Raw genomic sequence first — 22,250 nt, forward strand, 5'->3', positions numbered from 1 at the left:
AACTGGAACTGAGCCAGGAAGCTGAAAAGCCGCAACTGGCGCTGGCCGCCGAATAGATCGATCACGCCTGTCGAAAAGGATTGGGCGCGCCGAAGCGCGCCCGATCCTTTTCATTTTTTTGAGGTCAGATGACGAAGAACCAGTTGGCGAGCAGCATCACCACCACGCCGGCGACCAGCGTCAGATAGGGCAGCATGCCCGCCTTTTTGACCGAGAGGTCGGCCCCCGTCATGCCGAGATCGGCCAGCATGTGGTCGGGGAACTTGCCCTTGTCCTGAATGTAGTGTCGGAAGCAGAACACCGGGATGATCAGCGCTGCCGTGATCAGGCCGGCCCACAGCGCCATCGGGTTCCATACCTTGGCACCGGCGCCCATGAAGATCGCGTTGACATAGGCGAAGATCGCCCCGATCCCGAGCAGCCAGCTCGGCGCCTTCCAGGGCCGTGCGATATGGCCGTTGTCGATGCGGTGGATCCAGCCGGCGTTGAGGTTGAGGAAGTTGAAGATGATGTAACCGCAATTCGACACGGCGAGGATGAAGAAGAAGCTCGTCGCGTCGGCCGAGGCGATGGCCAGCACGATCAGGTTGAAGACGAGATCGGTCCACATTGCCCGTGTCGGCGCACCATGTTCGTTGACATGGCTGAGATAGCGCGGCAGCCAGCCGTCGACCGAGCCCTGGTAGAGCGTACGCGAAGAGCCGGCCATGGCCGTCATGATGCACAGCACCAGCGCCAGGATCATCAGCATCACCAACAGGCTGTGGACTAGCGCGCCGCCGCCGACCATGCCGGCCAGCGCGTCGGCGACCCCGGAGCCGTCGACGATCGGCGTCGCCAGCATACCGTTGAGGCCAAGCACGCCCTGGAAGGTGAACGGCACCAGGATGAACAGCAGCATGCACAGAAGGCCGGAATAGAAAATCGCCTTGAACGTGTCGGTGCCGGGGTTCTTGAACTCGGATGTGTAGCAGACGGCGGTCTCGAAGCCGTAGGTCGACCAGGCGGCGATGAACATACCACCAAGCACCAGCGTCCAGCCGGCGATGTTCCAGGCACCGGGCTCGGGCGCGTAGGCTGCGGCCAGCGGCACCAGCGGCGAAAAATTCGCCCAGTTGATCTGGCCGGTGACGATCGGCACCACGCCGACGATCAGCATCGGGACGATGACCAAGAGGCCGATATATTTCTGCACATTGGCGGTGCCGAGAATGCCGCGATGCTGGATCGCAAAGATGATCAGCATCAGCACTGCGCCGATGAAGAAGGTCGCGTTGAAGGTGAACGAGACCGGTCCCAGCGTGTGGCTGTAAAGCGTCCAGTTGCGGATTGCCGGCGTCGCCGCCGCGGTCACCGCTGTGATGGCGTCGGCGGCACTCGTCCCGGCATGCGCGGCTATATAGGCGACGACATCGGGTGAGGTTTCTGTGAACAGCGGCACTGGCGCCAGCGCGTTGAGGATGTAGGCGGCGGCGATCGAGCAGCCGAGCGACAGCACCGGCGACCAGGCGAACCAGTTGCACCAGACAGACAGCGGCGCGATGAACTTGGAATAGCGCAGCCAGGCGGTGGCGCCGTAGATCGACGCGCCGCCCGACTTGTTCGGAAACAGACCGGCAATTTCGGCATAGGTGAAGGATTGCAGGAAGCCCATGATCATGGAGAAGATCCAGATCGCGAATGCCAGCGTGCCGGTCGTGCCGGCAATGCCGCCGATCGAGAACAGGACGAGGGCAGGCACGCCGCTCGCAACCCAGAAGGCGCCGCGCCAGTCGATATTTCGGTGCAGCTTGCCTTCGGCAAGCGGCTCCAGGACAGTCGTTATCGTGCTCATATGTCTTTGTTCCCCATTTTGATGTTCCCCCTTCGTGACGGCCGCGGCTTCGCGAGGCTTCATCATCGACGCATGCCTTGGGCGACTGCCGGTGTTTCCACTCAGTCGCATTTTTTTCTTAACAGTGAAGATTGATCCGGCGCGCTTGCACGTCAAGCGATTTGTCGCGCCGTGCACATCACGCTTGCGAAACATGTCAGCTTCACACTGCCGCGGGCGGATTGTTCGGAAAAGGGCGAGGGGGCTGGAAACGAAAAACCCGCCGGTGGCGGGTCGCGGCGCAAATCAGCACCATGGGCGAATATGTAGCATAGCTGCCCTCAGCAGGTCAAGAAAAAATTCCTATCGCAGACTGCCAGTACGGCCTCACTATCTTGGGAGGAAGGCCGTCAGGAGCGTGGTTTGGTCTTTTGCGGATCGTAGTGGGCGAAGGCGACGACACGCGCCGGCAGCCGCTTGGCATGGCCGTCGAGCTTGCCGATCTCGACCTCGGTACCGACAGCCGAATGGGTGACGTCGAGCCTGGCCAGCGCGATAGTCTTGTTCAGCACCGGCGAGCGCATGCCTGATGTGACGACGCCGATCTGGGCGCGGCCGACATGCACGCAATCGCCATGGCCGACGTCGACATTGGCGTCGACGTCGAGGCCGACCAGCTTCGTCTGCGGGTGCTCCTTGCGGCGGATCAGCGCCTCGCGGCCGATGAAATCGTCGGTCTTGCTCTTCAGCGGCACGGTGAAGCCGATGCCAGCCTCGAACGGATCGGTCTGGTCGGAGAATTCGTATCCGGCGAAGATCAGCCCGGCTTCGATGCGCACCATGTCGAGTGCCTGCAGCCCCATTGGCTTCAGCCCATGCGGCTGGCCGGCCTCCCAGATGGCGTCGAACACTTTTTCGGCGTCGCGCGGATGGCACCAGATCTCATAGCCGAGTTCGCCGGTATAGCCGGTGCGTGAGACGACGACCGGAATGCCGTTGCCGCCACCAATGCGGGCGACGGCGAAGCGGAACCACTCGAGCTCGTCGATCGACGGCTGCAATGGCGAAGTCCAGATCACTTCTCGCAGGATGTCGCGGCTCTTCGGACCCTGCACCGCGACATTGTGCATCTGGTCGGTGGAGGAACGCACCAGCACGTTGAGGCCCAGTTTGGCGGCCGTCTCGCGCAGCCATTCGCCGGACAGATCGTCACCGCCGATCCAGCGGAAATTGTCCTTGCCGAGCCGCAGCAGGGTGCCGTCGTCGATCATGCCGCCATGCTCGTAGCACATGGCCGAGTAGACCACCTGGCCGACGCCGAGCTTCTTGACGTTGCGGGTCAGCGTGTATTGCAGCAGCGCCTCGGAATCCGGGCCGGTGACCTCGAACTTGCGCAGCGGCGACAGGTCCATGATCACCGCGTCTTGCCGGCAGGCCCAGTATTCGGCGATCGGCCAGTCCTTGGCGAAGGAATTGGCGAGCCAATAGCCCTTGTATTCCTGAAAGTTGCGGGTGTGCTTGGCAAAGCTCGAATGAAAAGCTGTCTCGCGGGTCATTTTCGGTTCCGAATCGGGCGTCATGCGTCTGGCGATCGCTCGCGAGAATTTGTGCTGGCCGGAATAGGTCCGCACATGGATGTCGGTCGGGTTCCAGCCATTGGCCGGCGTCGTGTCGTCGGGGCAGGCGGAGGAAACGCAGACGATGTCGGTGAGCGCCCGCAGCAGCACATAGTCGCCCGCCCTCGACCACGGCTCGTCGGACACCATGACGCCATGCGCGTCGATCGCCGTGTTGAAGAAGAAGTTGATCGCCATCCAGCCGGCGCGCGGATTGACGCCCTTGCCGGCCAGAGCGCCGTTGAAATTCTCCGAGCAGTTGGTGTGGCCGGGATAGCCGATGTCGTCGTAATATTTGGCCGCGCAGGCGAGCGCGAAGGCGTCGTGCCGGCCGCAAGTGTCCTGCACCACCTCGACCAGCGGCTCCATGTCCTGGTCATAGTATTTGGAATGCAGGCCGGGCATCGGGTAGCTCGCGCCCATCAGCGTGCGCGTTGTCGTCACGTCGAGCGGATGATCCAGTCCCCTGTCCAGCTTGCGCGCCGAAAAGCACTGGAAGTCGGTGCATTGGCGCCCGTCGACATCGATGATCTGCAGGTAGTCCCCAGCTTTGACGAAATAGGCCTCCGCGGTCGCCGAATGGACGCGCAAATCGAGCACCGGGTCGGCCAGCGGGTCGGCCAACTGCGATTTCGCCGCCGGACGGATGCTGGCGCGACGGACGATGGCGGTCAGCGGCGTCGCCGTGTCGTGACCGTCGACCAGCATCGGGCCGCCGGGCGCGGCGATGATCATCGAGCCGTCACGCGTGACCGTGAATGTTTGTTCTGTACCGGCAGGCGTAGTGGCGCCGAACACCCGCACCGCCTTGGCATGGTCAAGCTGCACCTGCCGGCGCGCGAGCCCGCCCCGCAGCGAGGCAAGACTGTCGTCACCCTCTATGAGCAGTGCCTTGATGCCGGCAGCGTTGCTGTTCGATGCTTCACCAAAAATGCCGGGATCGGTCGCGCCGGTCCTGTCCCAGGCCAGCAACTCGCAGGCCTGGCCACCCTCGACATTGCGTACGGTGACCGTGTCGCCGGCCTCGATCTCGATGAGAACCGCGCCGTCGCCATGGATCGTATAACGCTCCATGCCCGGCGGCAGCGCGATCTGGCCCGGCCTCAGGATGAGGCTCGGCCGCGGCGGTCCGGCGGCAATTTCGGGGTAGGGCGACTGGCTCATCTCAGCCTTGCGGTTCGAGAAACAAGTTTGCCTGTGTGTGAAATTATTTTAGCGGTAAGAATAGCAGTGCGCGTGCGTTTGGCAAGGTGAAGGTGATGCTTCGAACCCAGTCAATTGGGATTGAATTGGCCTCCCAGTCTATCTTCCAAACGTCGGCGCTGCCCCTCATCTGGCTGCCGCCATCTTCTCCCGTAAACGGGGCGAAGGACGCTGTCGTCGCCGGTTTCGCCAATCGCCAACATTGCAGAAATGGCGCGGCACTCCGAACAGCTTCTTTCTCCCCGTTCACGGGGAGAAATGCCCGGCAGGGCAATGAGGGGCGGCGCCGAGGTCCACAAGTGGCGGGCTAGAATTCCTCGGAATGGCCGATAACCACACCATACTCCGCAGCCGAATCCAGGACCGTATGCCAAAGGCTTTCGGCAAACGTCGCAAACACCAGAAGGTTGAACACCGCCTGCCCATCCGGCCGATCGCCGCCGCGCCAGAGCGTGACGCTGGTGTGATCCATCGATGTCGCGGCGGCGGAGCCAACTGGGAACGAGGCGGCATGCAGGTCGATCGACGACAGCTTGGCGAGCATGGCGCGCGCCTGGATTCCGAAGGCGCTGATCAACGCGCGTGCATGTGATTGATCCGACAACGAGGCAGACCCGGACAATGCCGGCGCCAACGTCTGCATAGTGTGCCTGCCGCCGTTCGAGAGGACGAAGAACTGATCCGGTCCCGACCAGATCAATGTGGCATCCGAGGCCTGGATCGCTTTTGGCGCATCCGGTGGCGCCACACCGAAACGGGCCTTGGCCGCCTTTGCCAGATCAGCCCCTTGGCCGCGCCGCGCCATCACCTGGATGAGATCGAAGTTGCGGATCTCGGTCAGCGAGACGTCGGCCTCGATACGGCGTGCACCATGTGCGCCTGCGACAAGCGCATGCTCGAGCGGACTGCGGGGAGCCCAGGAAAAATCAACCACGCTGGCGCCCTCCATCCGGGTCGTAGAAGACGGGATTGCAGAGTTCGACATCATAGTCTTCGCCGCGCAACGGATCATGCGCATGCACGATCTCGCCGATGCGCTCGCGGCCGCGTTCGACAAGCGCGAGCCCGATCCACTGATCCAATGTCGGCGAGAAACAGACCGAGGTGACATAGCCCTGGTCGTTGCCGGGGCCGGGCGTCTGCCCCTTCGGAATGATGTGCGCGCCGGAGCGCAAGCGGCGCGCCTTGTCCGTCGGCTTGATGCCGACGACGACCTGGCGATCCGGGGCTACCAGCGCCTCGCGTCCGGCCATGACGCGGCCGATATAGTCTTTCTTGGTCGACATCATCTTGCCCAGGCCAAGATCGGCTGCTGTCGTCGTCCCGCTCAGTTCCGGTCCGGCGATGTGGCCCTTTTCGACGCGCATGACGCCGAGCGCCTCGGTGCCGTAAGGCGTCACGCCGAATGGCGCGCCGGCCAGCATCAGATTGCGCGCCATGGCATCGCCAAAGCGCGCCGGCACCGAAATCTCGAAAGCCATTTCGCCGGAAAACGAGATGCGGAACAGCCGTGCCTTGAGGCCGCCGCGCAGCGTCACTTCGCGTGCGCCCATGAACGGAAAGCCTTCGTTCGACAGGTCTTCCGCCGGATCCACGATTTCCCTGAGCAGGTCTCGCGTTTTCGGTCCGGCGATCGAGAATTGCGCCCACTGATCCGAAACTGAGGTCAACTGCACGTCGAGTTCCGGGAACAGCACTTGGCGGCAGAATTCGAGATGCTGCATCACCAGCCCGGCCTTGGCGGTGGTGGTGGTCAGGAAGTAATGGTCCTCGGCCAGCCGCGACGTGGTGCCGTCATCATAGACGATGCCGTCCTCGCGCAGCATCAGACCGTAGCGGGCTTTGCCGACAGCGAGGCTGGAGAAGGTGTTGATGTAGACGCGGTCGAGGAAGGCGCCTGCATCCGGGCCGTGCACGTCGATCTTGCCGAGCGTCGAAACATCGCAGAAACCGACGCCTGAGCGCACCGCCTTGACCTCGCGTGTGACCGATTCCAGCCAGTCCTTCTCGCCGGCGCGGGGGTACCACTGCGCCCGTTTCCACAGGCCGGTGTCGACGAAGATCGCACCCTGTTCCACGGCCCAATGATGCGACGGGGTCAGCCGCGTCGCATGGAAAGTCTCGTCGCGATGATGGCCGGCGAAGGCGCCGATGGCGACCGGCACATAGGGCGGCCGGTAGATCGTCGTGCCGGTCTCTGGGATGGAGCGGCCGCTGACCGCAGCCATGATGGCGAGGCCGGCGACATTCGAGGTCTTGCCCTGGTCGGTCGCCATGCCGAGCGTCGTGTAGCGCTTCAGATGCTCGACCGATTCAAAGCCTTCGCGCTGCGCCAGCTCGATGTCGGATGCCGTCACGTCATGCTGGTAGTCGACAAAAGCCTTGCCCTTGCCGGCGACATGCCAGAGCGGCGCCAGCGAAAAAGCCTCGTCATCGGCGGCAGGCGCGGTACCGACTGTGCCGCTATGTCCCGTGTCACGCGCCGCTGCCGCGCCGGCGGCAAATCCCTGGCTCAGGCAAGCGCCGAGCCCGAAATCGCCGTTCGCGGCTCCGGCGGCGACCATGCTTGGAGGTGCCCCATCGGGCACGAAGGCGGAGATGTCGTCATTCCATCTCGGCCGGCCGCGATGGAAGGAGGTCAGCCCGACCGCCGGGTTCCAGCCGCCGGAAACGGCGAGGCCGTCAGCTTCGACCTCGGCGCGCGCGCCGCCGGTGAGCGAGACCACGATTTTCCTGACGCCATCCTTGCCGCCATCGACACCGCTGACGGAACCGTGCAGCACCGGGAAGCCGCCCTTGGAGGCCAGCGAACGATGCGCCGGCGATACTTCGGGCCGTGCATCGATGACCGCCGCGATCTGCAATCCTGCCCCAAGCGCTGTCTCGACCGTGCGCCAGCCATCCTCATTGTTGGTGAACAGCGCGAGGCGCTTTGCCGGTGTCGCCGCATAGCGCGCGACATAGGTGCGCATGGCGGAGGCCATCATCACGCCGGGCGTGTCGTTGCCGGCAAAGACGATCGGCCGTTCGATGGCGCCGGCCGCAACGACGCAGCGCTTCGCCACGATCCGCCACAGCCGCTGGCGCACCTGGTGCTCGGGCGGCGAGGGCAGGTGGTCGTTGACCCGCTCGATCGCACCATAGGTGCCGCCGTCGTAGACGCCGAACAATGTCGTGCGAGTCATGATGCGGACGTCGGGCATATCAGCCAGTTCAGCCAGCGTCCGCGAAATCCACTCGGCTGCCGGCAGGCCGTCGATCGTGCCACCATCAGAAAGCAGGCGACCACCGAGTGTGAAGTCTTCCTCGCACAGGATGACGCGGGCGCCTGCGCGACCGGCTGCCAATGCTGCGGCCAAACCGGTCGGACCTGAACCGGCGATCAGCACATCGCAATGCGCCCATGCCTTGTCGTAGTGGTCGGGATCGGCGATGCCGGCGGCACGGCCAAGACCGGCGGCACGGCGGATCGCCGGCTCATAGATCGCTTCCCAGAATTTCGCCGGCCACATGAAGGTCTTGTAGTAAAAGCCGGCAACGAAGATCGGCGCGAACAGCTGGTTGACCGACATCAAATCGTGGCGCAGCGACGGCCATCGGTTCTGGCTGGCGGCCTCGAGCCCGTCATAGAGTTCGGCCGTCGTCGCCTTGGTGTTCGGCTCGCGCCGTGCGCCTGTCCGCAGCTCGACCAGCGCGTTGGGTTCTTCCGAACCGGCGGTGAGAATACCGCGCGGGCGATGATATTTGAACGAGCGGCCGACCAGCCTGACGCCATTGGCGATCAGCGCCGAGGCCAGCGTGTCGCCCTGGAAGCCGGAGAAAGCCTTGCCGTCGAAACGGAAGTTCAGCGGCGCCGAGCGATCGACGAGGCCGCCATTGCCGAGCCGGTGTGTCTGCGCGCCGGCCATCACGCACCGACCTTCGCAGCGCCGGCGCCCGCCGCTGGTTCGACCGCCGAAATCTGGTGCGTCAGCGTGTTGCGGGTGACCTTCAGCCAGGCCCGGCAACCACCGCCATGGTACCAGTGCTCGCTGGTCGCGCCGGCGACATTGTCGCGCAGATAGACATAGTCGAAGACCTCGTCTTCCGAGGCGTCGGCCACGGGCCGCACCGGCTTGGCATCGCCGAGATAGGTGAACTCGCCGAGTTCACGTTCGCCGCAGAAGGGACAGACAATGCGCATGCTGTTCTAGACCGCCTTCAATGCAGGTTCGGTTGGGCGCCCTGGCCCTTTTCGTCGATCATCGCACCAGTCCGGAACCGGTCGAGGCGGAACCGTGCGGCCTCCTCGTGCGATTCATCGCGGGCCAGAAGATGGGCAAAGACAAAGCCCGAGCCTGGGGTCGCCTTGAAGCCGCCATAGCACCAGCCGGCGTTGATATAGAGCCCGTCGACCGGCGTCTTGTCGATGATCGGCGAACCGTCCATCGACATGTCCATGATGCCGCCCCACTGGCGCAGCAGGCGCACGCGGCCGATCATCGGCATCAGCGCCATGCCGCCCTCGCAGACGTCTTCCATGACAGGCATGTTGCCGCGCTGGGCGTAGGAATTGTAGCCGTCTATATCGCCGCCGAAGACCAGCCCGCCCTTGTCGGACTGACTGACGTAGAAATGGCCGGCGCCGAAGGTCATGACACCCGGGATGAGCGGCTTGATCGCCTCGGAGACGAAGGCCTGCAGCACATGGCTCTCGATCGGCAGGCGCAGGCCAGCCATCGCCGCCACGCGCGACGAACTTCCGGCAACAGCCATGCCGACCTTGCCGGCGCCGATCTTGCCGCGCGACGTCTCGACACCAGTCACCTTGCCATCGGCATCCCTGACGAAGCCGGTGACTTCGCAATTCTGGATGATGTCGACGCCGAATTCGCTCGCCGCATGCGCATAGCCCCAGACAACAGCATCATGACGTGCCGTGCCGCCGCGTCGCTGCAAGAGCCCGCCTTGCACGGGAAAGCGCGCATTGTCGAAGTTCAGGAACGGTATCATCTTCCTGACCGCGGCGAGGTCGAGCAGTTCGGCGTCGATGCCATTGATGCGCATGGTGTTGCCGCGCCGCGCATAGGCGTCGCGCTGTGCGTCGGAGTGGTAGAGGTTGATGACGCCGCGCTGGCTGACCATCGCATTGTAGTTGAGATCCTGCTCCATCCGCTCCCACAGCTTCATCGACAATTCGTAGAAGCCGGTGTTGCCGGGCAGGCCGTAATTGGAGCGGATGATGGTGGTGTTGCGGCCGGCATTGCCGGAGCCGATCCAGCCTTTTTCGAGCACGGCGACATTCTTGATGCCGTACTCGCTGGCGAGGAACCAGGCGGTCGCTAGCCCGTGGCCGCCGCCGCCGATGATCACCACGTCGTAGCGATCCTTCGGCGTGGCGTCACGCCAGGTGCGTTGCCAGTTCTTGTGGCCGGACAGGGCGGCACGAGCGAGCGAGAAGATAGAATATTTCATCAGTTCATTCCGAGGTCGCTCGCGTCGCGCTGGATCTTCCTCGACGCATCGGATTCATCCGAAAACCGCTATACACTTTTCGGTCCGATGCTCTAGATATCCAGCGTGTGGTCGCGCTCCCATTGCGTGAAGTGCGAAGCATAGGAATTCCATTCCTGGTGCTTCAGCTTTAGGTAGGCCGACGAGAATTCCTCACCCAGCGCCGCCTTGAGCGATTTGTCCTTGTCAAACTCGCGCAAGGCATCGAGCAAATTGAGCGGCAGCTTCGGTGCCCCTTTCACAGTATGGCCGTGCTGGTACATGTCGATGTCGTAGCGCTTGCCGGGGTCGGCTTTCGAGCGGATACCGTCGAGGCCGGCCGCGATGATGACCGCCTGCAGGAGATAGGGGTTGGCAGCGCCATCCGGCAAGCGCAGTTCGAAACGGCCGGGGCCGGGGACGCGCACCATGTGGGTGCGGTTGTTGCCGGTCCAGGTCACCGTGTTCGGCGCCCAGGTCGCGCCCGAAATGGTGCGCGGCGCGTTGATGCGCTTGTAGGAATTGACCGTCGGATTGGTGATGGCGGCAAGGGCGGAGGCATGCTTCATGATGCCGCCGAGGAAATTCCGGCCCTTGGCCGACAGGCCGAGCTCCATCGCATTGTCGGCGAAGACGTTGGTCTTGCCGGCCTTGTCCCAGACCGAGATATGGGCATGGCAGCCATTGCCGGTCAGGCCTTGGAAGGGTTTCGGCATGAAAGTCGCGCGCAGGCCATGCTTTTCCGCGATCGACTTGACCATGAACTTGAAGAAGGAGTGCTTGTCGGCGGTCGCCAGCGCGTCGTCGAAGGCCCAGTTCATCTCGAATTGGCCGTTGGCGTCCTCGTGGTCGTTCTGGTAGGCGCCCCAGCCGAGCGCCAGCATGTGGTCGCAGATCTCGGCAATGACGTCGTAGCGCCGCATCACCGCCTGCTGGTCGTAGCAGGGTTTTGAGGCCGTGTCGTATTCGTCGGAAATCGTCTTGCCGTCAGGCGAGATCAGGAAGAACTCGGCCTCGACGCCGGTCTTGACATGCATGCCGTCGCTGGCGGCTTCCGCGATCAGCCGCTTCAGCGTGTTGCGCGGCGCCTGGTCGACCTCCTTGTCATCCATGATGCAGTTGGCGGCGACCCAGGCGACTTCGGGCTTCCACGGCAGCTGGATCACCGAGTCGGGATCCGGAACCGCCAGCATGTCGGGATGCGCCGGCGTGAGATCGAGCCAGGTGGCGAAACCGGCAAAGCCGGCGCCGTCCTTCTGCATGTCTGATATCGCCTGCGCCGGCACCAGCTTGGCACGCTGACCACTGAACAGGTCAGTGTAGGAAATCATGAAATATTTGACGTTTTTCGCCCTTGCGAATTCTGCAAGATCAGTTGCCACGGTAGTTCCCCATTTTTGTCGATTGTTGTTCCCGAGTATGCGGGTATCGGCCCTTCGTTGATCAGAAGCCGTTCTTCCCCGGTATCCAGTTGGTGCCGGCCAGCGGCACGCCGGCCATGGCGGCTGCCTCGATCGTCAGCGCGACGAGGTCCTCGGGTTCAAGATTGTGCAGGCTGTTCTTGCCGCAGGCACGGGCGATGGTCTGCGCTTCCAGCGTCATCACCTTGAGGTAGTTCGCCAGCCGGCGTCCCGCGGCGATCGGGTCGACCCGCTTCATCAATTCCGGATCTTGCGTGGTGATGCCCGCGGGGTCGCGCCCCTCGTGCCAGTCGTCATAGGCACCGGCCGTGGTGCCGAGCTCGTTATACTCCGCCTCCCAGCGGGGATCGTTGTCGCCGAGCGCGACAAGGGCAGCCGTGCCGATCGAGACCGCGTCGACGCCGAGCGCCAGCGCCTTGGCGACATCGGCGCCGTTGCGGATGCCACCGGAGACGATCAGCTGCACCTTGCGGTGCATGCCCAAGTCCTGCAGCGCCTGTACCGCCGGCCTGATGCAGGCAAGCGTCGGCATACCGACATTTTCGATGAACACTTCCTGGGTGGCGGCGGTGCCGCCCTGCATGCCGTCGACGACAACGACATCGGCGCCGGCCTTCACGGCAAGCGCGGTGTCGTAATAGGGCCGGGCGCCGCCGACCTTGACGTAGATCGGCTTTTCCCAGTCGGTGATTTCGCGCAGTTCGAGGATCTTGATCTCGAGATCGTCGGGTCCGGTCCAGTCGGGATGGCGCGAGGCCGAGCGCTGATCGATGCCCTTCGGCAGTGTGCGCATTTCGGCGACACGGTCGGAAATCTTCTGGCCAAGCAGCATGCCGCCGCCACCCGGCTTGGCGCCCTGGCCGACGACGACCTCGATCGCATCCGCACGGCGCAGATCGCGCAGGTTCATGCCGTAGCGCGACGGCAGATATTGATAGACCAGCTGCTTTGAATGGCCGCGTTCTTCCTCGGTCATGCCGCCGTCGCCCGTCGTGGTCGAGGTGCCCGACAGGGTCGCGCCGCGCCCGAGCGCCTCCTTGGCGGGGCCCGACAGCGAGCCGAAGCTCATGCCGGCGATGGTGATCGGGATCTTAAGCTCGATCGGCTTCTTCGCATGGCGCGAGCCGAGCACGACTGATGTGTCGCAGCGTTCGCGATAGCCTTCGAGCGGGTAACGCGAGATCGAGGCGCCGAGGAACAAGAGGTCGTCGAAATGCGGCAGCTTGCGCTTGGCGCCGGCGCCACGGATATCATAGATGCCGGTCGCCGCGGCACGGCGGATCTCGGAAAGCGTATAGTCGTCGAAGGTCGCGGATTTGCGCGGCGTCGTCGGCGGGTTCCTGTAGGTCATGCTGCCTCAATACGCGTCGGCGTTGTCGATATTGAAATTGTAGAGCGTGCGCGCCGAACCGTAACGCTTGAACTCCGACGGCTTGACGCCGGTGATGCCGGCACGGTCGAGCAGGCCCTGCAGCAATTCCAGATGCTCGGGCCGCATCTCCTTGGCGATACAGTCGGCACCCAGGCTGTCGACCTTGCCGCGCACGAAGAGACGCGCCTCGTAGATGGAATCGCCCAGCGCGTCGCCGGCATCGCCCAGCACCACCAGATTGCCCGACTGCGCCATGAAAGCCGACATATGGCCGATATTGCCGTGGACGACGATGTCGATGCCCTTCATCGAAATGCCGCAGCGCGACGAGGCATTGCCTTCGATGACCAGCAGGCCGCCCTTGCCGGTGGCGCCGGCATACTGGCTGGCGTCGCCTTTGATGGTGATCGAGCCCGACATCATGTTCTCGGCGACGCCGGGGCCTGCCGAACCATGCACGGTGATGGTGCTGCCGGAATTCATGCCGCCGCAGTAGTAGCCGACGCTGCCGCGCACATCGATGGCAACAGGCTGGTCGACGCCGACGGCGACCGAATGGCTGCCTTTCGGGTTCAGCACTTCCCATGCCGTTTCGTTCGAACCGGGAGCCAGATTGTGCAGCGCCTGGTTGAGCTCGCGCAGCGACAGCTGGTCGAGATCGAAGACCCGAGGGTCGTGTGCCGCGGTCTTGGAAAGCGTGGTTGCCGGCATGAATTCAATGCTCCCAGAAATAGACGGTTGCGGGCTCGGGTTCCCAGACCCTCGCATTGTCTATGCCGGGCAGTTTGGTCAGCGCGCGATATTCCGAGCCAAAGGCGACATACTGGTCGGTTTCGGCCATCACGGCGGGCTTGCAGGCGATCGGGTCGCGCACCACGCCAAAACCGTTCTTGGTGCCGACGACGAAGGTGAAGAAGCCGTCGAGGTCGGAGAGCGTGCCTTCCAGCGCTTCGCCGAGATTCTTGCCATGCGCCATCTGCGACGAGAGGTAGGCGGCCGCGACCTCGGTGTCGTTCTCGGTCTCGAAGGTCATGCCTTCGCGGATCAGTTCGCGGCGGACATTGTTGTGGTTGGACAGCGAACCATTGTGCACCAGGCACTGGTCGGCGCCGGTCGAGAACGGATGCGCGCCCATCGTCGTCACCGCCGATTCCGTTGCCATGCGGGTATGGCCGATGCCATGCGTGCCGGTCATCTGGCGGACATCGAAGCGATCGACCACGGCCTCGGGCAGGCCGACTTCCTTGTAGATCTCGACCACGTCGCCGGCACCCATGATGCGGATGTCGGGGCGCAGTGCCTGGATGGTTTCGCGCGCTTCATCGATCTTGGCGGGCGTGGTCCTGACGACGGCATGGGTGGATTTCACCGCGATCGTCACCGGCGAGCCGATGGCCTTGGCGAGTTCCGCCTCGAGGCCGCGGAAATCGCGGTCGGGCCTGGCCGACTGGATGGTGATCTTGGCCTCATTCTTGGAAGGCGCGCCATAGATGGCGATACCGGCGCTGTCGGGGCCGCGATCGCTGAGGGAGATCAGCATCTGCGACAGCATCGCACCAAGCTGGGGCTCCAGCGACTTGTCCTTCAAAAACAGTCCGACAATTCCACACATGTCAGCCTCCCGGTGTTTGTAGCGAAGAGATCGTTTGTAGCTGAGAGATGATGTATCGAATGAGCTGCACAAATTCAATCGTATGAAAAAAATATTCCTCTAGTTACCTATGCGACTCAACACCGCTCTGTCCACTTTCGTTGCCTTGCCGGGCGTTGTGAACCCATTTGGCGGTGCGGATGCGGGCGAGCTTGTAGGCGTCCAGGATCGACAAGGCATAGATGAGAAAGCCGCCGGCGTGACGGCCGACAAAACTGGCGTCAGGCGGCGCGATCTTGGCCGTCACCCATGCCAGGATCACCATGAAGAAAAGGAACTGCAGCCCGCGCACCGGTACGCCCAGAATGACATGCCCGCTTGCCGGCAGCACGATTGCGGCGCCGAGAACCAGATAGGGGCTGGTGGGTGCAGTGGCGGAACTGGTCATGCGGCCTGCCGTTCGCTTTTGTTGATCGCGTCGCGAAGCGCCGACACCGACACCAGCAGTCTTTCGATCAGCGCGGGATCGAGTGTGGCGTCGCCGAATTCGGCTTGCCGGAAGACGCCATAGCGCGCCCGCTCGGCCTCCGCCAGCAGCCAGACGATGCGTATACCCTTGGGGGTGATCAGCAATTCCTTGGCGCGCCCCTGGGAAAAGATCTCGATATGGCTGGCAATGAGGCCTTGCGGAAAGCGCGCCGCCCTGCGGTCGGTGCGCAGCACCGCCTCGGCGGGAAATCCCGGAGCCTTGGGCAGCGTGTGTTCGAGATGATCGAAATTGGAGAAGGTCGTCGGCGATCCCGGCCGCATCATCATGTCGAACGTCGCCGGCACCGCGACCTCTTCGGTGATCGAAACACTAAGCCAGCGCGCCGGCAGTTTCCGCGTCGCCAGCGTATCGACGATGGTGCGCACCTGGACACGTTTGCTGTTCCAGGATCCTTCCCAGGTGATGACGCCGGCGGTGCCGTCCGAAACATTGGCTGCGTCGGCGATGACTGTGCGGATGCGGCCCTGCTCGACGGCGAGCGCCATCGATGCCCTGCTGCGGCCGGCACGCGCCTGCCAGGCAAGATGGAGAACGACAGCCAGGACAATGGCCCCGGCCAACAGTGCTGATGTCACCTCGGACATTTTCTCATGCCAGGCCCGTCCGGGATGCGGACGGGCCTACTCCCATCAATAACCCTGCGGCTTTGGCCACGGCATGGTGAACTGATCGCCGCGCCGCACGAATTTGTAGCGGTAGAAATGGAACCACAGCGAGATCAGGAAATAGAAGGCGACCATGGCAATCAGCTGCGAGCCGAAGCCGAGGAAGATGGCGAAGAAGGTCACCACGCACAGGCAAAACAGCACGATGGCCGGAATCGGATGGAAGGGGTGCGTGTAGCCGCGCCGGATCGAGCCCAGCGGCCACTTCTTGCGGAACATGATGATGTTGATGCTCATGAACGTGTATTGCAGCACTCCCGACAGGATCGAGAAGGTGATCGCCTGGTTGAGGTCGGCGATGAAGGCGAAGGCCAGCGCGATCGGCAGCAGGAACAGGATCGAGCGATAGGGGGTGCGATATTTCGGGTGCACGGCCGAGAACCATGTCGGCAGATAGCGATCACGGCCGAGCGAGAACCAGGCGCGCGCCGCATCGTTGATGCAGCCATTGGCCGACGCCAGCGCCGCCAGCAGCGTGGCGACGAACAACAGGTTCTCGAGCAGCGGGCTGCCGGTCAGCTTGCCGGCGTCCCACAGTGGATAGTAGGTGATGCCGAGATATTCCCAAGGCATCAGCGAGGCGCAGACATACCAGGTCATGGCCGCCGCGATCAAAAGCGTGATCATGCCGGCCATGGTGCCGTAAGGCAGCGAGCGGGCCGGCGAGCGCACTTCTTCGGCGGCCTGTGTGGTGCCTTCGATGCCGAGATAGTACCAGATGCCGAACTGGAAGGCGGCGATGACGCCGATCCAGCCATAGGGGAGCGCATTTCCGGGCGTGACCAGCTCGTTCAGCTTCAGCACCGCGCCTTGCGTCCACGGGCTGACCGAGAAGAACAGGATGACGATCGAGATATAGGCGATCGCGGTGATGACGAAGTTGACGTTGAGCGTCATCAGCACGCCGCGATAGTTCAGCCACGCCAGCACGACGATGGTCGCGGCGATGAAGGAATTGTGGGTGAGCCCTTCGACCCCCGCCTTGGCGACGATGGTGTCGCCGAGCAGGATGGCGTCGGAAACCTCGAGCATCGTGTAGGCAAAGACCAGGAACAGCGCGACGTTGAAGGCCATCAGCGGTCCGACGATGTGCTTTGCCTGCGCATACTGGCCGCCGGCGGCGGCCACGGTCGATGTCACCTCGGAATCGATCATCGCGACCGAGGTGTAAAGCAATCCGACGACCCAGCAGACGATCAGCGCGGCAAGTGCGCCACCCTTGTCCGCGGAAAAATTCCAGCCGGTGAATTCGCCGACCAGGACGATGCCGACGCCGAGCGCCCAGACATGGGCTGGTCCGAGCACGCGCAGGAGTGAAACTCTGTCCCCTTGGGCAGCCGGGGCAGCCGGTTCAAGTGTGATCGTCATTGTTCAATCCTCACTTAGATCCGGTGTTTTTCGGAAGTGGCTTCCAGTTCGCCTTCACGCGAGGAGGTCAGCACCTCTTCGGAGAAGGTCGTGTCGACCTTGAACCAGTCGTAGAGCATCCACAAAGCGAGCACGATCGAGATGCCCCAGCATGCGTAAGAGAGTGCCACCCACATGATCGTGTCCCCGAATTAAATCGTCCTCAGAACTCTTACTTGTCGTCGAATTTTTCGTTGATGACGTCGCGATATTCGCGGTCCGATGCGCGAAACAGGAAGACGAAATAACCGATCAGCACCGCCGCCATGATGATCAGCGTCGGCCAGTCGATGACATAGTGGAAGCGGTTCTGGATGATGTCGTGCGCGGTCTCGGGCGTATAGCCGAGCTTTTCCCAGATCGAGGCCATGGTCGGGTTCTGGCCGAGCGCTTCCCAGGTCTTGGCGTCGAGTGCATCGATGGATTTCGCCGCACCGGCGAGGCCGAGTTTGAGCGGCAGCCACAACGCCACGAAAATGGCGACGACGACGACGGCGATGTCGAAAACCTGCCCGGCCTTGCTCTGCTCCGGTGGCGTATAGCGGGACATCTCTTCTACCCCTCAGGACTTGCGGTTGCGGAATGCGTCGGCGTTCTTGATGTCGAGCCCGTAGATGAATTCCTTGTCTTCCTTGTAGTGCTTCACCATCGCCAGGATGGCGGCCGTGTTGAAGATCAGCACGGCGGCGGCAGCGATAGCCACCACGGCCTTGATGCCGTTGTGCGGGATGTAGGGCCACGTCATCAGGAGGACGAAGAGGATCGTCGCCCACAGGCAGACGATCAGGAGCGCGGATCCGCGCACGTCGGAACGGTACAGCGCTTCGATGCGCTGTTGCATGTCTGACATCGGTTTTTCCCCTTTTTTCCGCCGTCCGGTTCCGAATCTCCCGTCCGTCGGCCTCTTTCAACAGAGTGAAATTTTTTTCATAAGTTCTGTCTGAATCCGGCAATTGTCAAGCGCCATTTACGTGAGGTTAACTGTTTGCTTGGTGCAACGGATTTTGCCTGACAATGAAATTAATTGCTTATGGGTATTGCGGCGCCCTGGCGTTTGCGATCAATATTCGGCCAAAGCTCCCGCCGCTGCGCAGGGGGCAGGGAACAGCAGAGCATTATCGAAACGGAGGACGAGCGGATGACGGCATCCTGGAGATTTTCGACCCTGGCGGATCGCCACCGAGCGCTCGGTTCGAAGCTCGAAGACTGGAGCGGCATGGGAACCGCCTGGACCTACGACAAGGATGCCGACGAGGAGTACATCGCCATCCGCACCAAGGCCGGCCTGATGGACGTCTCAGGCCTCAAGAAGGTCCACATCACCGGGCCGCATGCCTCACATCTCATCGATCTCGCCACCACCCGCGACGTCGAAAAGATCTATCCTGGCAAGTCGGCCTATGCCTGCATGCTGAACGAGGCGGGAAAATTCACCGATGATTGCATCCTCTACCGCACCGGCCCCAATGCCTGGATGGTCGTGCATGGTTCGGGCACCGGCCATGAGGAGTTGCAGCGTGCTTCGGTAGGGCGCGACGTCTCGCTGCGCTTCGACGACAACCTGCACGATCTGTCGCTGCAGGGGCCAACCGCCGTCGACTATCTGGCCAAGCATGTGCCGGGCATTCGCGACCTCAACTATTTCCATCATATGCAGACGCAACTGTTCGGCTTGCCTGTCATGATCTCGCGCACCGGCTATACCGGCGAGCGCGGCTACGAGATCTTCTGCCGCGGCCAGGATGCCGGCACGATCTGGGACAGGATCCTCGACGAGGGCAAGAGCGCCGGCATCATTCCGTGCCGCTTCACCACGCTCGACATGCTGCGCGTCGAAAGTTATCTGCTGTTCTATCCCTATGACAATTCGCAAAAGTATCCGTTCGAGAACGAAGGCCCTGGCGACACGTTGTGGGAGCTCGGCCTCGATTTCACCGTCAGCCCCGGCAAGACCGGCTTTCGCGGCGCCGAGGAGCATTACCGCCTGAAAGGCAAGGAACGCTTCAAGATCTATGGCGTGCTGCTCGACGGCAAGGAGCCGGCGGACGAAGGCGCGCCGGTCTATCGCGACGGCAAAAAGGTCGGCGTGGTGACCTGCGCCATGTATTCGCCGCTGGTCGAGAAATCGATGGGCATCGCCCGCCTCGACGTCGACTGCGCAGTCAAGGACACCAAGCTCGAAATCCGCAACAAGAGCGGCGCCATCAAGGCCACCGCCCAGCCATTGCCATTCGACGATCCCAAGAAGACCAAGCGCACGGCGAAAGGTTGAGGCATAGTCGACGGCGAGGGGTTCGAGGCACGAAGACTTAAATGGCAGCCAAAAGCATCATCAGCCGGCCTGTTTACGGAACCTTGTCTCCGCAGCCCGGCAAGCATCATCTTTTTATCGCCGATGCGGAAGGGGCGCTGGCGATCGCGGAGATGGCCGGGAGGGCGCCGCCCGGGTTTTTCGATGACGCCGAAATCGTCTTCGTTCCCGGGACTGACGGCAAACACACCGCCGCCCTCGAAGCGCTGAAATCGGCGCAGCTCCATCAGGCGCCGTCCTTCGCCAGCCTGCTGCCACGGCTCAGGCAGACACTCGCCAACGCGCATATGGGCCTGCGGCTCTACCTCGCCGGCACCGAGGGTCTGATCGGCCAGGCGATGCAGGTGGCGCTTGAAGCCGGCATCGACCACACCTCGATCCAGACCGAGCACCGCGGCTCGCTGGCGCGGCGTATGCAATGCGTCCACTGCAAGGGCATCACCGAGAATGTGACGACGCAGCCGGCGACCTGCGCGCATTGCGGCCTGCTGCTTCTGGTGCGCGATCACTATTCCAGGCGCATCGCCGCCTTCCAGGGCGTCTGCATCAATGCGGAAGATCGCTCAGAGGTCCCTCCGATGGAGGAGATTTTCCGATGAGCACCGGAACAACAAAACTCGATGTCGTCGTCAGTGACGTCGTCCCGGTCAATGACCTCGTCACACGTTTTCATTTCCGCCGGCGCGACGGCGGGCTTCTGCCGACCTTTTCCGGCGGCGCCCATGTCGTGGTCGAGATGCGCGACGGCGAACGCACCAGGCTCAATCCCTATTCGCTGATGGGCTCGCCGCTCGACACGCGCGAATACACGATCTCGGTACGCCGCGACGATGTCGGCCGTGGCGGCTCGCTGTTCATGCACCGGAGCGTCAAGCCCGGCATGGAGATGGTGGTCAGCTATCCCGTCAATCTGTTCTCGCTCGACCTGCGGGCCAAAAAACATCTGATGCTGGCCGGCGGCATCGGCATCACGCCGTTCATGGCACAGACCGCGCAACTGGCGGCGGAAGGCGGCAATTTCGAACTGCACTACACCTGCCGCACCGCATCGCTCGGCACCTATGCCGATGTGCTGCGCGAGCGCTACGACCGCAGGGTCAGGCTCTATCATGACGACCTCGACGAGCGCATCGAGCTTGACCGCTTGCTGTCGACGCAGCCGCTTGGCACGCATCTCTATGTCTGCGGCCCGGCCAGCATGATCAACTGGGTACGTGATCGCGCAGCAAGCCTTGGCTGGCCAGCGGAAACCGTGCATTTCGAGCATTTCGCGGCACCCCAGCCCGGACTCCCTTTCGACGTGACGCTTGCTGTCAGCGGCAAGTCGATCAGGGTCGATGAGCAGCAGAGCCTCTTGGAAGCGATCGAGGCGGCCGGCGTCGATCCGCCCTATCTCTGCCGCGGCGGCGTCTGCGGCCAGTGCGAAACCAACGTCATCTCTTGCGACGGCAAGTTCATTCACAACGACCACTGGCTGAGCGAGGAAGAGCACCGTTCGGGCAAGAAGATCATGCCGTGCGTGTCGCGCTTCGAGGGCCGGTCGCTGGTGCTGGAGCGGTAGAGCATTTTGCCGCCAAGTGAATACACTTGGCGTCGCAGAAATGCGGCTAAAACAAAGAGATAGAGCGGACTGCCCGCTCTAGGAGAAAATCATGGGCATCACCTTTCGCAAGGAAACGTTCCGCGACGACTTCACCTTCAAGAACAGCCCGGAGCACATCAGGCGCTTCCCGTTTCCGTTTCACGAAGACGCCTACATGTATGCGGTCAACATCGAGCCGCATGTCGTCGGGCCGAAGGGTAGCGTGCTGGAAAACCTGATCGACGTCGACGAGCACTATGTCGCCGAGATGCAGGACCGTGCGCTGGTGCTGGCCGAGGATCCGCTGCGCTGCCAGTCGCTGCCGCACATGACGCTGGCCGGCTGGGACCTGCTCGAATTGCTGATGGAGCAGCAGGCGCTGGGCTATCCCGAGCATTTCACGCTGACCCGCGATGGCGACAGATGGCGCTGGATCAACCGGCCGCTCGGCATCGACGACACCTTCACCTTCGGCGACACCTCGACGCTGCCTTACGGGCCGATGGAATACATCACCCGGCAGAGCCAGGGCGATTTCTGCATTCTCGACCAGCGCGACGGCAATCTGTGGATGGATGCCGGCATGGTCACCACCCAGGCCGACTGGTCGCTCGACTTCGACATCGGCATGAATTTTTTCGAGTGGCACGCGCCGGTGCCGCTGGCGCACGAGAAGGGGATTTTCGTCAGGGCGCTGAAGTTCCTCACCAACATCCAGCAAGGCAAGCCGGCACGGCGCCTGAACTGGACGATGACCGTCAATCCGCGCCTCGACACCAGCCCGGAGAACTACCACAAATGGGGACCGGACCGGGCAACGGTGACGCCGGAGAATGTCGGCGACAAGGTGCATCTGCGCGTCGAGCTGCAGAGTTTTTGGCGCCTGCCGCGCTCCAACGGCATCGTCTTTCCGATCCGCTGCTATCTGATCAAGATGGACGAACTGGTGACGCAGCCGAAATGGGCCCGGCGCCTGCATCGCGTCATCCGCGACCTGCCCGACGAACTCGCTAACTACAAGGGCCTGACGCGTTACCGGCCGGCGTTGGTCGAGTGGCTGTCGAAGCTGGACGATGGGAGTGCGACATCACCGGGGTTTGGGCCGGATTGAGCTTGTATTTCCGCAAGCGCCTTCTCCGTGAAATTCCTTGTCTCGCCAAAGGGCAACTCTGGAGGAGAGGACGAAAGGGCCGGCGCGGGCTGGTTTCGCGCCTTTCCTCTACCCCGTCGATCGGGGGAGAGGTGTC

The 22,250-nt window shown here is 62.8% G+C and carries 20 protein-coding genes; 4 read left to right on the plus strand and 16 right to left on the minus strand.

The features are described from left to right. Window positions 1-124: 124 nt before the first annotated feature. The 16 genes from EN943_RS10675 to EN943_RS10750 form a co-directional block, all read right to left on the minus strand. Entirely contained in the window at window positions 125-1,834 is a 1,710-nt protein-coding gene (locus EN943_RS10675; RefSeq protein WP_024502584.1) for an APC family permease, read from the minus strand. Window positions 1,835-2,223: 389 nt separating this feature from the next. Then, on the minus strand, window positions 2,224-4,593 hold the full coding sequence (locus EN943_RS10680; RefSeq protein ID WP_127412580.1) for an aminomethyltransferase family protein: 2,370 nt from the start codon (window positions 4,591-4,593) through the stop codon (window positions 2,224-2,226). Window positions 4,594-4,939: 346 nt separating this feature from the next. Further along, window positions 4,940-5,566 (minus strand): sarcosine oxidase subunit gamma family protein, encoded by a 627-nt coding sequence (locus tag EN943_RS10685; RefSeq protein ID WP_127412581.1) that lies wholly within the window; start codon window positions 5,564-5,566, stop codon window positions 4,940-4,942. Next, window positions 5,559-8,540 carry a sarcosine oxidase subunit alpha gene (locus tag EN943_RS10690; protein WP_127412582.1) on the minus strand — a complete coding sequence of 994 codons (2,982 nt, stop codon included), beginning with the start codon at window positions 8,538-8,540 and terminating at the stop codon, window positions 5,559-5,561. The genes EN943_RS10685 and EN943_RS10690 overlap by 8 nt, the downstream gene beginning before the upstream one ends. Beyond that, complete coding sequence (locus EN943_RS10695) at window positions 8,540-8,815, minus strand: sarcosine oxidase subunit delta (protein WP_127412583.1); 276 nt, start codon at window positions 8,813-8,815, stop codon at window positions 8,540-8,542. The genes EN943_RS10690 and EN943_RS10695 overlap by 1 nt, the downstream gene beginning before the upstream one ends. Window positions 8,816-8,832: 17 nt before the next feature. Continuing rightward, window positions 8,833-10,086: a sarcosine oxidase subunit beta family protein gene (locus EN943_RS10700; protein WP_127412584.1), complete on the minus strand. Its 1,254-nt coding sequence runs from the start codon at window positions 10,084-10,086 to the stop codon at window positions 8,833-8,835. Between the two features lie 92 nt (window positions 10,087-10,178). Next, window positions 10,179-11,486, minus strand: coding sequence for a type III glutamate--ammonia ligase (gene glnT, locus EN943_RS10705; RefSeq protein ID WP_127412585.1), 1,308 nt, complete (start codon window positions 11,484-11,486; stop codon window positions 10,179-10,181). Between the two features lie 61 nt (window positions 11,487-11,547). Continuing rightward, the gene (locus EN943_RS10710) at window positions 11,548-12,876 is read right to left on the minus strand and encodes an FMN-binding glutamate synthase family protein (protein ID WP_127412586.1); all 1,329 of its coding nucleotides are present in this window, start codon (window positions 12,874-12,876) and stop codon (window positions 11,548-11,550) included. A gap of 6 nt (window positions 12,877-12,882) precedes the next feature. Next, entirely contained in the window at window positions 12,883-13,608 is a 726-nt protein-coding gene (locus tag EN943_RS10715; RefSeq protein WP_127412587.1) for a GXGXG domain-containing protein, read from the minus strand. A 4-nt stretch (window positions 13,609-13,612) separates the two neighbouring features. Continuing rightward, window positions 13,613-14,509, minus strand: coding sequence for a glutamine amidotransferase family protein (locus tag EN943_RS10720; RefSeq protein WP_127412588.1), 897 nt, complete (start codon window positions 14,507-14,509; stop codon window positions 13,613-13,615). Window positions 14,510-14,612: 103 nt separating this feature from the next. Next, window positions 14,613-14,936 (minus strand): hypothetical protein, encoded by a 324-nt coding sequence (locus EN943_RS10725; protein WP_027036062.1) that lies wholly within the window; start codon window positions 14,934-14,936, stop codon window positions 14,613-14,615. Continuing rightward, window positions 14,933-15,622 carry a hypothetical protein gene (locus EN943_RS10730; protein WP_164778153.1) on the minus strand — a complete coding sequence of 230 codons (690 nt, stop codon included), beginning with the start codon at window positions 15,620-15,622 and terminating at the stop codon, window positions 14,933-14,935. Before EN943_RS10730 ends, EN943_RS10725 begins: the two co-directional genes overlap by 4 nt. A 45-nt stretch (window positions 15,623-15,667) precedes the next feature. Continuing rightward, window positions 15,668-17,071, minus strand: coding sequence for an amino acid permease (locus tag EN943_RS10735; protein WP_127412589.1), 1,404 nt, complete (start codon window positions 17,069-17,071; stop codon window positions 15,668-15,670). A 14-nt stretch (window positions 17,072-17,085) separates the two neighbouring features. Then, window positions 17,086-17,247: a hypothetical protein gene (locus EN943_RS10740; protein WP_013532900.1), complete on the minus strand. Its 162-nt coding sequence runs from the start codon at window positions 17,245-17,247 to the stop codon at window positions 17,086-17,088. Window positions 17,248-17,282: 35 nt separating this feature from the next. After that, the gene (locus EN943_RS10745; protein WP_013532899.1) at window positions 17,283-17,660 is read right to left on the minus strand and encodes a hypothetical protein; all 378 of its coding nucleotides are present in this window, start codon (window positions 17,658-17,660) and stop codon (window positions 17,283-17,285) included. A gap of 12 nt (window positions 17,661-17,672) precedes the next feature. Then, a complete protein-coding gene (locus tag EN943_RS10750) occupies window positions 17,673-17,960 on the minus strand; it encodes a hypothetical protein (protein ID WP_127412590.1) in 288 nt (95 codons plus the stop codon). A 288-nt stretch (window positions 17,961-18,248) separates the two neighbouring features. On the opposite strand from EN943_RS10750, the gene EN943_RS10755 reads away from it, so the two are divergent. The 4 genes from EN943_RS10755 (at window position 18,249) to EN943_RS10770 (ending at window position 22,114) form a co-directional block, all read left to right on the plus strand. After that, entirely contained in the window at window positions 18,249-19,382 is a 1,134-nt protein-coding gene (locus EN943_RS10755; RefSeq protein ID WP_023808732.1) for an aminomethyltransferase family protein, read from the plus strand. Window positions 19,383-19,423: 41 nt separating this feature from the next. Then, the gene (locus EN943_RS10760) at window positions 19,424-20,020 is read left to right on the plus strand and encodes a dimethylamine monooxygenase subunit DmmA family protein (RefSeq protein WP_127412591.1); all 597 of its coding nucleotides are present in this window, start codon (window positions 19,424-19,426) and stop codon (window positions 20,018-20,020) included. Continuing rightward, a complete protein-coding gene (locus tag EN943_RS10765) occupies window positions 20,017-20,982 on the plus strand; it encodes a PDR/VanB family oxidoreductase (RefSeq protein WP_127412592.1) in 966 nt (321 codons plus the stop codon). The genes EN943_RS10760 and EN943_RS10765 overlap by 4 nt, the downstream gene beginning before the upstream one ends. Window positions 20,983-21,073: 91 nt before the next feature. Then, the gene (locus EN943_RS10770; protein ID WP_127412593.1) at window positions 21,074-22,114 is read left to right on the plus strand and encodes a DUF3445 domain-containing protein; all 1,041 of its coding nucleotides are present in this window, start codon (window positions 21,074-21,076) and stop codon (window positions 22,112-22,114) included. Window positions 22,115-22,250: the final 136 nt, after the last annotated feature.

The organism is Mesorhizobium sp. M7A.F.Ca.US.006.01.1.1 (assembly GCF_003997935.1).
Classification (GTDB): domain Bacteria; phylum Pseudomonadota; class Alphaproteobacteria; order Rhizobiales; family Rhizobiaceae; genus Mesorhizobium.

Excerpts from the sequence above, each read along its gene's own strand:
- EN943_RS10745 (WP_013532899.1), bottom strand. The coding sequence starts at position 17,660 with ATGTCCCGCTATACGCCACCGGAGCAGAGCAAGGCCGGGCAGGTTTTC.
- EN943_RS10715 (WP_127412587.1), bottom strand. The coding sequence starts at position 13,608 with ATGCCGGCAACCACGCTTTCCAAGACCGCGGCACACGACCCTCGGGTC.
- EN943_RS10695 (WP_127412583.1), bottom strand. The coding sequence starts at position 8,815 with ATGCGCATTGTCTGTCCCTTCTGCGGCGAACGTGAACTCGGCGAGTTC.
- EN943_RS10690 (WP_127412582.1), bottom strand. The coding sequence starts at position 8,540 with ATGGCCGGCGCGCAGACACACCGGCTCGGCAATGGCGGCCTCGTCGAT.
- EN943_RS10770 (WP_127412593.1), top strand. The coding sequence starts at position 21,074 with ATGGGCATCACCTTTCGCAAGGAAACGTTCCGCGACGACTTCACCTTC.
- EN943_RS10725 (WP_027036062.1), bottom strand. The coding sequence starts at position 14,936 with ATGACCAGTTCCGCCACTGCACCCACCAGCCCCTATCTGGTTCTCGGC.
- EN943_RS10740 (WP_013532900.1), bottom strand. The coding sequence starts at position 17,247 with ATGTGGGTGGCACTCTCTTACGCATGCTGGGGCATCTCGATCGTGCTC.
- EN943_RS10700 (WP_127412584.1), bottom strand. The coding sequence starts at position 10,086 with ATGAAATATTCTATCTTCTCGCTCGCTCGTGCCGCCCTGTCCGGCCAC.
- EN943_RS10760 (WP_127412591.1), top strand. The coding sequence starts at position 19,424 with ATGGCAGCCAAAAGCATCATCAGCCGGCCTGTTTACGGAACCTTGTCT.
- EN943_RS10735 (WP_127412589.1), bottom strand. The coding sequence starts at position 17,071 with ATGACGATCACACTTGAACCGGCTGCCCCGGCTGCCCAAGGGGACAGA.
- EN943_RS10750 (WP_127412590.1), bottom strand. The coding sequence starts at position 17,960 with ATGTCAGACATGCAACAGCGCATCGAAGCGCTGTACCGTTCCGACGTG.
- EN943_RS10680 (WP_127412580.1), bottom strand. The coding sequence starts at position 4,593 with ATGAGCCAGTCGCCCTACCCCGAAATTGCCGCCGGACCGCCGCGGCCG.
- EN943_RS10755 (WP_023808732.1), top strand. The coding sequence starts at position 18,249 with ATGACGGCATCCTGGAGATTTTCGACCCTGGCGGATCGCCACCGAGCG.
- EN943_RS10730 (WP_164778153.1), bottom strand. The coding sequence starts at position 15,622 with ATGTCCGAGGTGACATCAGCACTGTTGGCCGGGGCCATTGTCCTGGCT.
- EN943_RS10720 (WP_127412588.1), bottom strand. The coding sequence starts at position 14,509 with ATGTGTGGAATTGTCGGACTGTTTTTGAAGGACAAGTCGCTGGAGCCC.
- EN943_RS10765 (WP_127412592.1), top strand. The coding sequence starts at position 20,017 with ATGAGCACCGGAACAACAAAACTCGATGTCGTCGTCAGTGACGTCGTC.
- EN943_RS10710 (WP_127412586.1), bottom strand. The coding sequence starts at position 12,876 with ATGACCTACAGGAACCCGCCGACGACGCCGCGCAAATCCGCGACCTTC.
- EN943_RS10675 (WP_024502584.1), bottom strand. The coding sequence starts at position 1,834 with ATGAGCACGATAACGACTGTCCTGGAGCCGCTTGCCGAAGGCAAGCTG.